The organism is Roseburia sp. MSJ-14, from assembly GCF_018918225.1.
Lineage (GTDB): Bacteria > Bacillota > Clostridia > Lachnospirales > Lachnospiraceae > Petralouisia.
This window is the reverse complement of sequence record NZ_JAHLQD010000005.1, coordinates 89,654-104,591: the sequence shown is the minus strand read 5'-3', so window position 1 is coordinate 104,591 and position 14,938 is coordinate 89,654. Positions and strand designations below refer to the sequence as shown.

The 14,938-nt window shown below is 38.3% G+C and carries 11 protein-coding genes; 10 read left to right on the top strand and 1 reads right to left on the bottom strand.

Annotated features, from left to right (window positions below; genetic code table 11):
* Positions 1-24 precede the first annotated feature (24 nt).
* From KQI83_RS00830 to gpmI, 4 genes are all read left to right on the top strand, one after another.
* Positions 25-1,059: an electron transfer flavoprotein subunit alpha/FixB family protein gene (locus KQI83_RS00830; protein WP_216554315.1), complete on the top strand. Its 1,035-nt coding sequence runs from the start codon at positions 25-27 to the stop codon at positions 1,057-1,059.
* Positions 1,060-1,628: 569 nt separating this feature from the next.
* Entirely contained in the window at positions 1,629-3,062 is a 1,434-nt protein-coding gene (gene mgtE, locus KQI83_RS00825; protein WP_216553962.1) for a magnesium transporter, read from the top strand.
* A gap of 89 nt (positions 3,063-3,151) precedes the next feature.
* Positions 3,152-4,573: a CapA family protein gene (locus KQI83_RS00820; RefSeq protein ID WP_216553961.1), complete on the top strand. Its 1,422-nt coding sequence runs from the start codon at positions 3,152-3,154 to the stop codon at positions 4,571-4,573.
* Between the two features lie 75 nt (positions 4,574-4,648).
* Positions 4,649-6,190 (top strand): 2,3-bisphosphoglycerate-independent phosphoglycerate mutase, encoded by a 1,542-nt coding sequence (gpmI, locus tag KQI83_RS00815; RefSeq protein ID WP_216553960.1) that lies wholly within the window; start codon positions 4,649-4,651, stop codon positions 6,188-6,190.
* An 88-nt stretch (positions 6,191-6,278) separates the two neighbouring features.
* On the opposite strand, the gene KQI83_RS00810 is transcribed toward gpmI, so the two are convergent.
* Positions 6,279-6,626 carry a PilZ domain-containing protein gene (locus KQI83_RS00810; protein ID WP_216553959.1) on the bottom strand — a complete coding sequence of 116 codons (348 nt, stop codon included), beginning with the start codon at positions 6,624-6,626 and terminating at the stop codon, positions 6,279-6,281.
* 277 nt (positions 6,627-6,903) lie between these two features.
* On the opposite strand from KQI83_RS00810, the gene KQI83_RS00805 reads away from it, so the two are divergent.
* From KQI83_RS00805 to rnr, 6 genes are all read left to right on the top strand, one after another.
* On the top strand, positions 6,904-7,782 hold the full coding sequence (locus KQI83_RS00805; protein WP_216553958.1) for a phosphoribosylaminoimidazolesuccinocarboxamide synthase: 879 nt from the start codon (positions 6,904-6,906) through the stop codon (positions 7,780-7,782).
* Between the two features lie 17 nt (positions 7,783-7,799).
* Positions 7,800-9,245, top strand: a complete 1,446-nt coding sequence (purF, locus tag KQI83_RS00800; protein WP_216553957.1) for an amidophosphoribosyltransferase — start codon at positions 7,800-7,802, stop codon at positions 9,243-9,245.
* A gap of 266 nt (positions 9,246-9,511) precedes the next feature.
* Positions 9,512-10,963 (top strand): adenylosuccinate lyase, encoded by a 1,452-nt coding sequence (purB, locus tag KQI83_RS00795; RefSeq protein ID WP_216553956.1) that lies wholly within the window; start codon positions 9,512-9,514, stop codon positions 10,961-10,963.
* Between the two features lie 154 nt (positions 10,964-11,117).
* On the top strand, positions 11,118-12,437 hold the full coding sequence (gene eno / locus KQI83_RS00790) for a phosphopyruvate hydratase (protein WP_216553955.1): 1,320 nt from the start codon (positions 11,118-11,120) through the stop codon (positions 12,435-12,437).
* Between the two features lie 58 nt (positions 12,438-12,495).
* Positions 12,496-12,735 carry a preprotein translocase subunit SecG gene (gene secG / locus KQI83_RS00785; RefSeq protein ID WP_216553954.1) on the top strand — a complete coding sequence of 80 codons (240 nt, stop codon included), beginning with the start codon at positions 12,496-12,498 and terminating at the stop codon, positions 12,733-12,735.
* A 62-nt stretch (positions 12,736-12,797) separates the two neighbouring features.
* Positions 12,798-14,936 (top strand): ribonuclease R, encoded by a 2,139-nt coding sequence (rnr, locus tag KQI83_RS00780; protein WP_216553953.1) that lies wholly within the window; start codon positions 12,798-12,800, stop codon positions 14,934-14,936.
* Positions 14,937-14,938 lie beyond the last annotated feature (2 nt).

Below are 14,938 nucleotides of genomic sequence, written 5' to 3'. Positions count from 1 at the left end.
ATATAAGGAAGAGTGGTGAACAAGATGGGTTTAGAAGCATATAAAGGAGTATTTGTCTTTGCACAGCAGGTAGACAACGTTTTAGATGGCGTTGCATTTGAATTGCTTGGAAAAGGTAAAGACTTAGCAAAAGATTTAAATACAGACGTAACAGCAGTATTAGTAGGATCTGGAGTAAAAGGTCTTGTTGATGAATTAGCTGAGTACGGAGCAGATAAGGTTATCGTTGTTGATGACCCAGAATTAAAAGATTACAGAACAGAGCCATACGCACATGCACTTGCATCTGTTATCAATGAATATAAACCAGAAATCATGTTAGTTGGTGCAACTGCAATTGGTCGTGACCTTGGTCCTACTGTTTCTGCAAGAGTAGCAACAGGTCTTACAGCTGACTGTACAGTACTTGAAATTGGTAACTTCCCAATCAATCCAGGTCCAAATCAGAAACCAAATCAGTTACTGATGACTCGTCCTGCATTCGGTGGAAACACTATCGCTACAATCGCTTGCCCAGACAATCGTCCTCAGATGGCAACTGTTCGTCCAGGCGTTATGCAGAAAATTGCTCCAGTAAAAGGTGCAAAAGCAGAAGTAATCGAATACAATCCAGGATTTACACCAAACAACAGATATGTTGAAATCTTAAATGTTGTAAAGGCTGTAAAGAATACTGCAAACATCATGGATGCAAAAGTATTAGTATCCGGTGGTCGTGGAGTTGGATCTAAAGAAAACTTCAAGATGTTAGAGGAACTTGCAGATGTATTAGGCGGAACAGTAAGCTGTTCTCGTGCAGCTGTTGAAAATGGCTGGTTACCAGTAGATCTTCAGGTTGGACAGACTGGTAAAACAGTTCGTCCTCAGATTTACTTCGCAATCGGTATTTCTGGAGCAATCCAGCACGTTTCCGGTATGGAAGATTCTGATCTTATCATCGCAATCAACAAAGATGAATCTGCACCAATCTTTGATGTAGCAGATTATGGCTTAGTTGGAGATTTGAACAAGATCGTTCCTGCTTTAACAAAGGCTTTAAAGGCTGAAATGGCAGAATAATAAGCAATAGCAGATGACTGTGAGTGAAAAACACAAACAGTAAAAATCAATAAGTAAGTGAAATGGGCAGCCGTTTGTCGCAGATATGCAACAGACGGCTGTTTTTATGCAATAGGAAATTGCGTCCTATTGCATAAAAAACGCTCCACTAAGGAAAGCACACCTCGTAGGGCTGAGAATGCCGTGATGTACAGATATTTGTGACACACCGTGGTAACTATGAAAAAATAAGTATTAGATAGAAGTAAAGTGCACAAGATAAATTCATATAAAAAACACAAAATTTCCGGTTTCTATTTAAAATAAAGTGTGATATACTAAAAATATACATAGAGACTTATGGACGTACCATAGGTCTCTCATTTTGCGAGAAGAAAAGAGAGGTGAAAAGAATGGACAGTTGTGATAGTTGTGGGCGAAGTAGAAGCGATGGGCATAGGCACCGAGTAGAGAAAAGCAGCAATATCCGGTTGTCTTTTCTTTTTGCATTTTCAGTATAAAGCGCGGTTATGTCCATCATGCAGCTCCTTATAGAACAACTAGGTTGAAAAAATATAGGAGGAAAAAAGATGGAATTCAAAGATGAAAAAGAAATACGGCATGAATCCGAAATTATGCCGGAAAAGCCAGATTATGCAAAAGAGCTGGAAGCTATCATCAAAAGTGATGCATCTGATGCACAAATACGGGAACAGTTAGAAGATTATCATGAAAATGATATTGCAGATGTATTAGAAGAACTTACATCAGAAGAACGTAAAAAACTCTATCGGATTTTAGGAAAAGAAACAGTATCAGAGATTTTTACCTATTTAGAAGATGTTGAGACATATATCAATGAATTGGATTCGGAAGTAGCAGCGGATATTATTGAATCCATGGATGCGGATGATGCGGTAGATGTTTTGGATGAACTGGAGGAAGAAAAAAGTCAGGAATTAATTGAATTGTTGGATGAGGAATCCCGACATGACATTGACTTGATTCATTCCTATGATGAAGATGAAATTGGTAGTTATATGACTACGAATTTTATCGTGATAAAGCGAGGCGTAGCAGTTCGTCAGGCAATGAAAGCCTTGGTGGATCAAGCAGCCGAAAATGATAATATCGGAACTGTTTATGTGGAAGAAAGTGATGGTACATTTTACGGCGCAATAGATTTAAAAGATTTAATTATTGCCCGAGATTATACACAATTAGAAGATTTAATCAGTACGTCCTATCCGTATGTATATGCGAAGGAAACAGTAGAGCAGTGTATTGAAGATTTGAAAGATTACTCTGAAGACTCTATTCCTGTGTTAGATAATGACAATCGAATTTTAGGTGTCATTACTGCTCAGGATTTGATTGAAGTGGTAGATGAAGAAATGGGAGAAGACTATGCCATGTTGGGAGGTCTTACTGCGGAAGAAGATATACAAGAACCGATATTCCAAAGTATTCGTAAGCGTATCCCATGGCTGATTATACTAATGTTTTTAGGACTTGGTGTTTCGGCAGTAGTAGGTATATTTGAAAAAGTAGTAGCAGAATTAACATTAGTAATGGCATTTCAATCTCTGATTCTTGGAATGTCCGGAAATGTAGGAACCCAGTCCCTGGCGGTAACGATTCGTGTATTGATGGATGAAAATCTTTCTATGAAGGAAAAATTACATCTGGTATGGAAGGAAACGCGTATTGGATTTTCAAACGGTGTATTACTTGGAATCTTAGGATTTGGAATTATTGGTGTATATATTTGGTTAGTTAAGGGAAAGCCAATACTATTTGCATTTGCGGTTTCAGGATGTATTGGTTTAGCGTTGGTAGCAGCTATGATGATTTCCGGATTTAATGGAGCAATGATACCAATCGTGTTTAAAAAAATGAAAATGGATCCCGCCATTGCATCAGGGCCTTTAATCAGTACCATAAATGACCTGGTAGGTGTGGTAGTATATTATGGATTAGCATGGATATTTCTAATTAATATACTGCATTTGAATTTGTTGTAAATAAGTTAAAAATATGCTATACTTAGTCCGCGTGACGAAGCAATCATTTTCAGAAAATGGTTACATTCAACAAAAGATGAGGTACATGCATGAATAAAAGACGACAAATCGGGATTTTATTGGTCATGTTCTGTTGTATACTGTGTAGTTGTACGAAGGTTACCAAGGAAACTGTTGCAAATGAAACGAGAAAAGAAGCGGCAGAACAGCCGGTTTCAGAGACAGTACAACAGAGTGAAGTAGACGAAACAGCAGAGAATCAACCGGATAACCTAGGCGATGCAATAGAACAGATTCTAGATGATGCAAATCGGGAATTTATAGGTGGATATCTATTAGACGAATCATTTTTTCTGTGGTTATCTGGAACATATGGTGAAGAATGTGTTTATAAGTTAGCGGATGCAGTAGAGGAAGAGACACAGGATTGTGAGCAATGGTATGCCATTACAGGAAAGTCTATTCATGTGTTATGGCTTGAATATTGTGAATGTACAGGATTTCAAAGTTATATGCTGGAAAAGGTATATCAGAAAGAATGCGCAGAACCAAATCAGGTGGTTTTGGATTTTACAGGTGATATTAATTTATGTGAAGATTGGCCTACCACAGAGCATATGGATGAACAGCCCAATGGAATAGAAGATTGTATGTCCCAGGCTTTGTTGACAGAAATGCGAAGTGCCGATATTCTAATGATTAATAATGAGTATACTTACAGTACCGGTGGAGAACCATTAGCGGGAAAGACGTATACATTCCGGGCAAATCCCAGAAGGGTAAGTGTTTTAGGAACTTTAGGGACAGACATTGTATCTGTTGCCAATAATCATGTGTATGATTATGGTCCAACGGCATTGGTAGATACTTTGGAGACATTAGAACAGGCAGGAATGCCTTATGTGGGAGCAGGACGCAATTTAGAAGAGGCAATGCAGCCGGTTTCCTTTATTGCGAATGGGCGTAAGATTACCATTGTAGCAGCCACACAGATTGAACGTTCTACCAATTACACGAAGGAAGCAACCGTGGATAGTCCGGGAGTGTTAAAGACTTTGAATCCGGATAAGTTTCTTTCTGTTATCGAAAAGGCACGCAAGAACAGTGATTATGTGATAGCATTTGTGCATTGGGGAACCGAGGGAACGAACCAATATGGCAGTGATCAGGTGAGCTTAGGACAGCAATTTATAGATGCGGGAGCAGATGTGATTATTGGTGGACATACCCATTGCCTTCAGGGATTTGATTATTATAAAGGAAAGCCCATTATTTATAGTCTTGGTAACTTTTGGTTTAGCGACAAGAAGTTAGATACCGGATTATCTCAAGTGATTATTCATACAGATTCTAATGCAATAGATTTTCGGTTTTTACCATGTATTCAACAAGATTGTGTAACGTCTTTGGTGGAAGAAACAGGGGAAAAACAGCGCATTTTGGATTTTATGCAAGAGATTTCCGCACCGGGAGTTCAGGTGAATAGTGAAGGCTATGTAAGTGAAGAATAGACAACGTACCGTATGGAATTATGTAATTCCAACGGTTAAATATAAACAAATTTTTTTAAGAAAGAGGAGACTATTATGAGTAAGAAACCTACCGTATTAATGATTTTGGATGGATTTGGATTAAATGACAATCATAAGGCAAATGCTGTATATGAGGCAAATACACCAAATATTGATGCATTGATGAAAGAATATCCATTTGTAAAAGGATATGCAAGTGGACTTGCAGTAGGACTTCCGGATGGACAGATGGGTAACTCTGAAGTAGGACATCTGAATATGGGTGCCGGAAGAATTGTTTATCAGGAATTAACCAGAATTACAAAAGAGATTGAAGATGGAGATTTCTTTAAAAACGAAGCATTACTTGCAGGAATGAAGAATGTTAAGGAAAACAATTCCGCACTTCATTTATTCGGTCTTTTATCTGACGGTGGTGTACACAGCCATAACACACATTTATATGGATTATTGGAAATGGCAAAAAAAGAAGGAATTGAAAAAGTATATGTACATTGCTTCTTAGACGGACGTGATACTGCACCAACTTCCGGTAAAGGATTTATCGAAGAGTTAGAACAGAAAATGAAAGAAATCGGTGTAGGTGAAATTGCATCCATTATCGGACGTTACTATGCAATGGATCGTGATAATCGTTGGGATAGAGTAGAAGCTGCTTACAAGGCAGTTGCAAACGGCGAAGGTAAAAAAGCAGCCAGTGCCGCAGCGGCAATTGAAGCTTCTTATGCAGAAGAAGTTACAGATGAATTCGTAGTACCTACTGTAATCGAAAAAGATGGACAGCCAGTTGCTACTGTAAATGATAAAGATAGTGTTATCTTCTTCAATTTCCGTCCTGACCGTGCAAGAGAAATTACCAGGGCTTTCTGTGCAGATGATTTTGACGGATTTGAAAGAGGAGCAAGAAAGAACGTTACTTATGTATGCTTTACTGAGTATGATGTAACAATTCCAAATAAATTAGTAGCATTCCATAAAGTAGAGTTAAAGAATACATTTGGACAAATTCTTGCAGACAATGGAAAAACTCAGGCAAGAATTGCAGAAACAGAGAAATATGCACATGTTACATTCTTCTTTAATGGTGGTGTAGAAGAACCAAATAAGGGAGAAGACAGAATCTTAGTAAAATCTCCAAAAGTAGCTACTTATGACTTAAAACCGGAAATGAGTGCATATGAAGTTTGCGATAAGTTAGTAGGAGCAATTAAGTCCGATAAGTATGATGTAATTATCATTAACTTTGCAAACCCGGATATGGTAGGACATACCGGAGTAGAAGCAGCAGCAATTGCAGCAGTAGAAGCAGTTGATACTTGTGTGGGAAAGGCTGTAGCAGCATTAAAAGAAGTGGACGGAACAATGTTTGTTTGTGCAGACCACGGAAATGCAGAACAGTTGATTGACTATACAACAGGAGAAAGCTATACAGCACATACTACCAATCCGGTTCCGTTTATCTTAGTAAATTATGACCCGGCATATACTTTAAGAGAAAGTGGATGCTTAGCAGATATAGCTCCAACTTTGCTTGAGATTATGGGAATGAAACAGCCGGAAGAAATGACTGGAAAATCCTTATTAGTAAGAAAGTAAAAAGAAAAATAAAACCCTAGAAATAGAAAAAGACAGTGCCGGTATAGGTACTGTCTTTTCCTATCGTTATCATAGAAAATATCACATTTTATTCTGAGTAGAGAGATACATGGTCACGAATGTTTTCAAGTAATTCAGGTGAAGGATTGATAAATGCTCCACCGTAAGAATAATGAGAGCCATCAATAATATTGCAACGAACAATTTGAAGTGTTGCAGTATAGCTGGTATCATTTTGAAAGTTAACAGAAGCATTGAAATAGTAATCCAAAGGTAAAATACACTCAGAAGTAAATCCTACGCCATGTTCTGAAATGTCAGTTACTTCTATTGGCGCATCTAACTGGTGAATTCCGGAAACATCCTGTTTATATAAGTCACAAATACTTAATGTAAGGTGTATGGGAACCCTGGTACTTCTTCTTTTTTCAATCATAACTATCATCTCCTACATTTTTATAAGCATACCTTAACAGAATATTTTCACTTCGTCAAGATAAGAGATGATAAGAATGTTTATAAGTACAACTAATGAAACAACTAAATTATACAAAATATCTAAAGAAACGACGAAAATTTTCTACAATCAGAAAGCGGGGAACTGGCAGGAATTTCATTGACTTAGGGAAAGTGACTGTATTATAATCAAATCGTATGTTAAAATATGCACCGAATAGGTGCCAATATCAGGAAAGTGAGAATGGAGGATAACAATGAGTATTCAGGAATTTAAACCAGTAAAAGAAGGAAAGGTACGCGAAGTTTATGATAATGGAGATAATCTGATTATTGTAGCAACAGATAGAATTTCTGCGTTTGATGTTATTTTGAAAAATAAAGTTACAAAGAAAGGTGCAATCCTTACACAAATGTCTAAGTTTTGGTTTGATTTTACAAAAGACATTGTACCGAACCATATGCTTTCCGTGGATGTGAATGATATGCCGGAATTTTTCAGAAATGAGAGATTTGATGGTAACAGTATGATGTGTAAGAAATTAGAGATGCTTCCAATCGAATGTATCGTGCGTGGATATATTACAGGAAGCGGCTGGGCAAGCTATCAGGAGAACGGAACAGTCTGTGGAATTAAATTACCGGAAGGATTAAAGGAATCAGACAAGTTACCAGAACCAATTTACACACCAAGTACTAAGGCAGAACTTGGAGATCATGATGAGAATATTTCTTTTGAAAAAAGTGTAGAAGTATTAGAAAAGATTTATCCGGGAAAAGGTGCTGATTATGCACAGCAGATTAAGGATTGTACAATTGCATTATATAAGAAATGTGCAGAATATGCTTTAAGCAAAGGAATCATTATTGCTGATACAAAGTTTGAGTTTGGTTTAGATGAAAACGGAAAAGTTGTTTTGGGTGATGAAATGCTTACACCAGATAGTTCCCGTTTCTGGCCATTAGAAGGATACGAAGCAGGAAAATCACAGCCATCTTTTGATAAACAGTATGTAAGAGATTGGTTAAAACAGAATCCGGATAGTGATTACTTACTGCCACAGGAAGTAGTAGATAAGACTGTTGATAAATATAAAGAAGCATATGAATTGTTAACCGGTAAAAAATTTGCATAGTAGAACTGGAGAAATCTATGAACAACGATAAGATAGAAAAGAATATTTCAGGAGACGAATTGCACGAAGAGTGTGGCGTTTTCGGAATGTATGATTTTGATGGAAATGACGTAGCTTCCACCATTTATTATGGGTTGTTTGCATTACAGCACAGAGGACAGGAAAGCTGTGGTATTGCAGTAAGTGAAACAAATGGTCCAAAAGGAAAAGTAACTTCTCATAAGGGAATGGGACTGGTAAATGAAGTATTTACTCAGGAAAATCTGGAACCTATGAAGGGTGATATCGGAGTAGGACATGTACGTTATTCTACTGCTGGAGCATCTACCAGAGAGAATGCGCAGCCATTAGTATTGAATTATGTAAAAGGAACTTTGGCATTAGCGCATAATGGTAACTTGATTAATGCAAAGGAATTACGCCATGATTTGGAATATACAGGAGCTATTTTCCAGACAACGATTGATTCAGAAGTAATTGCGTATCACATTGCAAGGGAACGTTTGAATAGTAAAACAGTCGAAGAAGCAGTGGGACGAGCAATTAAGAAAATCAAGGGAGCATTCTCATTAGTAGTAATGAGCCCGAGAAAATTAGTCGGCGCAAGAGACCCGTTTGGATTCAAACCGCTTTGCATTGGAAAACGTGATAATGCTTATATTTTGGCATCTGAGACATGTGCGCTTGACACTGTTGGCGCAGAGTATGTAAGAGATGTACTTCCGGGAGAAATTGTAACAATTACACCGGAAGGAATCCAGTCAGATACAAGTTTGTGCTTACCAAAAGAGAAGGAAGCAAGATGTATTTTCGAATACATTTACTTTGCAAGACCGGACAGCCATATTGATGGAGTCAGTGTGTATGGTTCCAGAATTAAAGCAGGTCGTTTCCTCGCAATGGATTCACCGGTAGAGGCAGATTTGGTAGTTGGTGTACCAGAATCCGGTAATGCAGCAGCATTGGGATATGCAATGGAATCTGGAATCCCATATGGAACTGCTTTTGTAAAAAATGGATATGTAGGTCGTACATTTATTAAGCCAAAGCAGAGCAATCGTGAATCAAGTGTAAAAATAAAGTTAAACGTATTAGCTGAATCTGTAAAAGGAAAACGTGTCATTATGATAGACGATTCCATCGTGCGTGGAACCACTTCAGACCGTATCGTAAAGATGCTTCGTGAAGCAGGAGCAACAGAAGTGCATGTAAGAATTTCTTCTCCGCCATTTTTATGGCCATGCTACTTTGGAACAGATATTCCGGAGAGAAATCAGTTAATCGCATATAACCGTACAATTGAAGAAATTCGTGATATTATCGGAGCAGACAGCTTAGGATATCTTGGACTGGAACGTTTGACAGAATTATCCGAAGGACTTCCAATCTGTACCGGATGCTTTAATGGAAAATATCCAATGGCTCCACCAGAAGACGATATTCGAGGAGATTATGAGCGATAAGCAGACTGCAAATAGCTGAAGCAGAAACTTTCATGCTGGCATGGAAAAGTTTCTGTGAAGATATTTAAAGGTGCAACGTACAACGAGAATGAGCAGGGCGAATTCGAGATGAGCGGTGCAGGCAGTCTGCGAAGCAGGGCGAAAGGACATGGGAGTGCAACGGACACTGTGAAGGAGCAAAGCGGATTCACAGTGAGCGTCGCTGCGATTACAAGATATTTAAAGGTGCAACGCTGTAATTATAAAAGAAAAAAAGGAGAATACAAATGGCAACAGATAGATATAACAGTCCATTATCTGAGCGTTATGCAAGCAAAGAAATGCAGTACATTTTTTCACCAGATATGAAGTTTCGTACATGGAGAAAATTATGGATTGCTCTTGCCGAAACAGAAATGGAACTTGGATTAAGTGAGAATGGAAAGCCTGTTATTACACAGGAACAGATTGATGAAATGAAGAGTCACATTGATGATATCAATTATGATGTGGCAAAAGAAAGAGAAAAATTAGTACGTCATGATGTTATGAGTCATGTATATGCATATGGACAGCAGTGTCCAAAGGCAGCAGGAATTATCCATTTAGGAGCAACCTCTTGTTATGTAGGTGATAATACTGACATTATCGTAATGAATGAAGCATTAAAATTAGTTCATAAAAAATTAGTAAATGTAATTGCAGAACTTGGAAAATTCGCAGATAAATACAAGGATTTACCTACCTTAGCATTTACTCATTTTCAGCCTGCACAACCTACAACTGTAGGAAAAAGAGCAACTCTTTGGACACAGGAATTTATCATGGACTTAGAAGACTTGGAATATGTACAGAATAGTTTAAAACTTTTAGGTTCAAAAGGAACAACAGGAACACAGGCAAGTTTCCAGGAATTATTTGCAGGAGATCAGGAAACTATCGATAAGATTGATCCGATGATTGCAGAAAAAATGGGATTTAAGGATTGCTATGCAGTTTCCGGACAGACCTATTCCAGAAAAGTAGATACAAGAGTAGCAAATATTTTAGCAGGAATTGCAGCAAGTGCGCACAAGATGTCAAACGATATTCGTTTGTTACAGCACTTAAAAGAAGTAGAAGAGCCATTTGAAAAGAACCAGATAGGTTCCTCTGCTATGGCATATAAGAGAAATCCAATGCGTTCTGAACGTATCGCATCATTAGCACGTTATGTCATGGTAGATGCGTTGAATCCTGCAATCACTTCTGCTACACAGTGGTTTGAAAGAACTTTGGATGATTCTGCAAACAAACGTCTTTCTATTCCAGAAGGATTTTTAGCAATTGACGGAATCTTAGACCTTTGTCTCAATGTAGTAGACGGATTGGTAGTATATGACAAAGTAATCCGTAAACACATGATGGCAGAACTTCCATTTATGGCGACTGAAAATATTATGATGGATGCTGTAAAGAATGGTGGAAACCGTCAGGAAATGCATGAAAAGATTCGTCAGCTTTCTATGGAAGCAGGAAAGAACGTTAAAGTAGAAGGAAAAGATAACAATCTGTTAGAGTTAATTGCAGCAGACCCGGCATTTAACCTGAGTCTGGAAGAACTTGAAAAATCCATGGATCCATCTAAGTATGTAGGACGTGCACCATTACAGGTAGAGAAGTTCTTACAGAATGTAGTAAATCCGGTATTAGAAAAGAATAAAGCAGTCTTAGGTATGACAGCAGAGATTAACGTATAAGAATTTTTAGAATAAAAGTGTGGAAAGAGACTTTTGAAGCAGTAGTGACTGTGGAAAAGTCTCTTTTTTGTATATTTTTTCGAATTTGGCAAATACTGATACAAGAAAAACGATATTAGAGTAAATGTATGGGTATATGTGAAAGGAGAAAGTTATGAGTTTTTGCTTGAAAATTACAGATGTACATGCTAGGGAAGTGCTGGACTCCAGAGGAAATCCAACGGTAGAAACAGAGGTTACGGTACAAACAGTAACAACAGGAAAGCATACAAAAGGACGGGCATCGGTGCCATCAGGAGCCTCTACCGGCCAGTTTGAAGCAGTGGAACTACGAGATGGAGAACCACGTTATTTCGGATTAGGAGTGCAAAAAGCGGTAAAACATGTAAATGATAAGATAAATAAAATACTAATAGGAAAAAATGCTTTAAATCAGGTGGAAATTGACCGATGTCTGATTGCAGAAGATGGAACGGACGATAAAATCAATCTTGGAGCAAATGCCATGCTGAGCGTGTCTCTGGCAACAGCGAGAGCAGCGGCAGAGGCCATGGAACTGCCATTGTATCAGTATCTGGGGGGAACCAATGCAAAACGTATGCCCGTACCTATGATGAATATTTTAAATGGTGGACGACATGCAGACAATACCGTGGATTTTCAGGAATTTATGGTTATGCCGGTAGGAGCAAAAGAGTGGAACGAAGCATTGCGCATGTGTGCAGAAGTTTATCATAATCTGAAAAAGATTTGTGAAGAAAAGGGTTTATCTACAGCAGTAGGAGATGAAGGCGGATTTGCGCCTGATTTACCGGATACCTTTGCAGTACTGGAATTAATTATGGAAGCGGTAAAAGCGTCTGGTTATGTGCCGGGAGAAGATTTTAAGATTGCTCTTGATGCAGCTGCCAGTGAGCTTTACAATGAAAAAACAGAAATGTATCATTTTCCGGGGGAATCCAAATTAAAGGGAGAAGAAGTGGTTCGAAATACCAAAGAAATGATAAATTACTACGAAACTTTGATTGAAAAATTCCCGATTATATCCATTGAAGATGGATTAGCGGAAGAAGATTGGGATGGTTGGCAGGAGTTGACAGAACGAATTGGAGAACGAGTACAGTTGGTAGGAGATGATTTATTTGTTACCAATACCAAACGTTTAGACTTAGGAATTAAGTTGGGAGCAGCCAATGCCATATTAGTAAAGGTAAACCAGATAGGAACATTGACAGAAGCCATGGAAGCGATTGAATTGGCGCATAAAAATGGATATCGTGCAGTAATATCCCATCGTTCCGGTGAAACAGAAGATACATTTATTGCAGATTTGGCAGTAGCAGTAAATGCAGGACAGATAAAAACAGGAGCACCGTGTCGAGGAGAACGTACAGCAAAATACAATCAATTACTTCGCATTGAAGAACAGTTGGGATGTGTTGCAGAATATAAGAATCCGTTTGACAAGTTTTAACTGCTATGGTACAATGTTCTGAGTTGTGAACGAAGACAGCCTCAGGAGGTGTAGGACAGTGGCAGTATTAAAGATGGTTTTGCAGATTGCATTTATCATAATCAGTATTGTGATAACAATTGTCGTTTTAATGCAGGAAGGCAAACAGACAGGACTTGGTGCGATTGCAGGAAGTTCTGAGACATATTGGAGCAAGAATAAAGGACGTTCCGTAGAAGGAATGCTGGTGAAGATTACCAGAGTATTGGTAATTCTGTTTTTAGTAATTGCAGCAGTATTGAATATTGGAAGTTTTTAAGTACGAAAGACTGTCGGGATGTTAATTTCCGGCAGTCTGTTTTTTGTGCAATAGGAGAGAGTATGGAGAAAGAATTACTGGAGAAAAGAAAACAGGCAGTTTATGAACTGATGTGCAATGATATGTATGTTCCTATGAAAATAAAGGAACTGGCAATTCTTATGAATGTACCAAGAGAAGATAGACCTGACTTAGAAGAAGTATTGAATGCTTTAATGGCAGAAGGAAAGATAGAACTTTCTAAACGTGGAAAATATTCTAAGGCGGAAGGAATATTTTTAGTAGGAACTTTCACTGGAAATATTCGAGGTTTTGGATTCGTTACAGTTGAAGGAGAAACGGAAGATATTTTTATTCCGGAGACACAGGTAAATGGAGCATTGCATGGTGATACGGTGCAAGTAGTGCTGTCTACCGGAAAAGTGGCAGAAGGAAAACGTAAAGAAGGAACGATTGTTAAGATTTTGGCAAGGGGAACCGTACAGGTAGTGGGAACCTTTCAAAAAAGTAAAAATTTTGGATTTGTGGTGCCGGACAATGCCAAGTTTGGACAGGATATTTTTGTTCCCTTAGAACGTTCTAAGGGAGCAGTGGATGGACATAAGGTAGTAGTAGAATTAACCGATTATGGCAAAAAGAATCGAAAACCGGAAGGAAAAGTGGTTGAAATTATCGGTCACATCAATGACCCCGGAACAGATATCATGTCCATTGTAAAGGGGTATGATTTACCGGTAGAATTTCCGGAGAAAGTTTTGAAACAGGCAGATAACGTGGCAAAACCGGTAAGTACTGCTGATATGGCAGGACGAATGGATGTAAGAGACTGGCAGATGGTAACCATTGATGGAGAAGATGCCAAGGATTTGGATGACGCTATCACCATTACCAAAGAAGGAGATAAGTATCGGCTTGGAGTTCATATCGCAGATGTGACCAATTATGTACAGGAAAAGAGTGCATTGGATGTAGAAGCGTTAGAACGTGGTACCAGTGTTTATTTAGTAGACCGTGTAATTCCAATGTTACCACATACGCTTTCCAATGGTATTTGTTCTCTGAATGCAGGAGAAGACCGTTTGGCACTAAGCTGCATTATGCTCATTGATAAAAAAGGAAATGTAGTGGATCACAAAATTGCGGAAACGGTAGTAAGAGTAGACCGCCGCATGAGCTATACCAGTGTGAAAAAAATATTGATAGATCATGATGAAACAGAAATTGCAGAGTACAAAGAATTGGTACCGATGTTTGAACTCATGCAGGAATTAGCTGCAATTTTAAGAGAAAAGCGTAAAAAAAGAGGCTCGATTGATTTTGATTTCCCGGAGACTAAGATTATTTTGGATAAACAGGGAAAACCAATAGAAATTAAGCCGTATGAACGAAACGTAGCCACTAAAATCATTGAAGATTTTATGCTGATAGCAAATGAAACAGTAGCACAGGATTATTTCTGGCAGGAATTACCTTTTGTATATCGTACCCACGATACACCTGACCCGGAAAAAATTCAAAAGCTTAGTATGTTTATAAATAATTTTGGATATACCATAAAAAACGGACAAGATGAGATACATCCAAAAGAATTGCAAAAGTTATTGTGTAAGATAGAAGATACCCCGGAAGAAGCATTGATTAGCCGTTTGACATTGCGCTCTATGAAACAGGCAAAATATACGGTGACAAGTACCGGACATTTTGGTTTGGCTACCCAGTATTATTGCCATTTTACGTCGCCGATTCGTCGTTATCCGGATTTGCAGATTCATCGTATTATCAAGGAGAATCTTCGAGGTAAGCTGAATCAGAAGAGAATAGAGCATTATGATAAAATATTGCCGGACGTGGCATCACATTCCAGTGAAATGGAACGCAGGGCAGACGAAGCAGAACGAGAAACAGAAAAGTTGAAAAAAGTAGAATATATGGAAAAACACATTGGAGAGACTTACGAAGGTGTGATATCCAGTATTACTGCCTGGGGCATATATGTGGAACTTCCAAATACCATAGAAGGTATGATTCATGTGACGAATCTAACAGATGATTATTACCATTATGAAGAAGAAACCTACGAGATGGTGGGAGAAGCCACTGGAAAGCGTTACAAACTGGGACAGAAATTAAAGGTAGTTGTGGATAACGCAGATAAGTTTATGCGTACCATAGATTTTGTACTACCGGAAAAGGAAGAATAGAG

What these genes read in the sequence shown, in the direction of transcription:
- purB (WP_216553956.1), top strand. Translation starts at nt 9,512, where the DNA reads ATGGCAACAGATAGATATAACAGTCCATTATCTGAGCGTTATGCAAGC.
- rnr (WP_216553953.1), top strand. Translation starts at nt 12,798, where the DNA reads ATGGAGAAAGAATTACTGGAGAAAAGAAAACAGGCAGTTTATGAACTG.
- KQI83_RS00820 (WP_216553961.1), top strand. Translation starts at nt 3,152, where the DNA reads ATGAATAAAAGACGACAAATCGGGATTTTATTGGTCATGTTCTGTTGT.
- gpmI (WP_216553960.1), top strand. Translation starts at nt 4,649, where the DNA reads ATGAGTAAGAAACCTACCGTATTAATGATTTTGGATGGATTTGGATTA.
- KQI83_RS00805 (WP_216553958.1), top strand. Translation starts at nt 6,904, where the DNA reads ATGAGTATTCAGGAATTTAAACCAGTAAAAGAAGGAAAGGTACGCGAA.
- eno (WP_216553955.1), top strand. Translation starts at nt 11,118, where the DNA reads ATGAGTTTTTGCTTGAAAATTACAGATGTACATGCTAGGGAAGTGCTG.
- mgtE (WP_216553962.1), top strand. Translation starts at nt 1,629, where the DNA reads ATGGAATTCAAAGATGAAAAAGAAATACGGCATGAATCCGAAATTATG.
- KQI83_RS00810 (WP_216553959.1), bottom strand. Translation starts at nt 6,626, where the DNA reads ATGATTGAAAAAAGAAGAAGTACCAGGGTTCCCATACACCTTACATTA.
- KQI83_RS00830 (WP_216554315.1), top strand. Translation starts at nt 25, where the DNA reads ATGGGTTTAGAAGCATATAAAGGAGTATTTGTCTTTGCACAGCAGGTA.
- purF (WP_216553957.1), top strand. Translation starts at nt 7,800, where the DNA reads ATGAACAACGATAAGATAGAAAAGAATATTTCAGGAGACGAATTGCAC.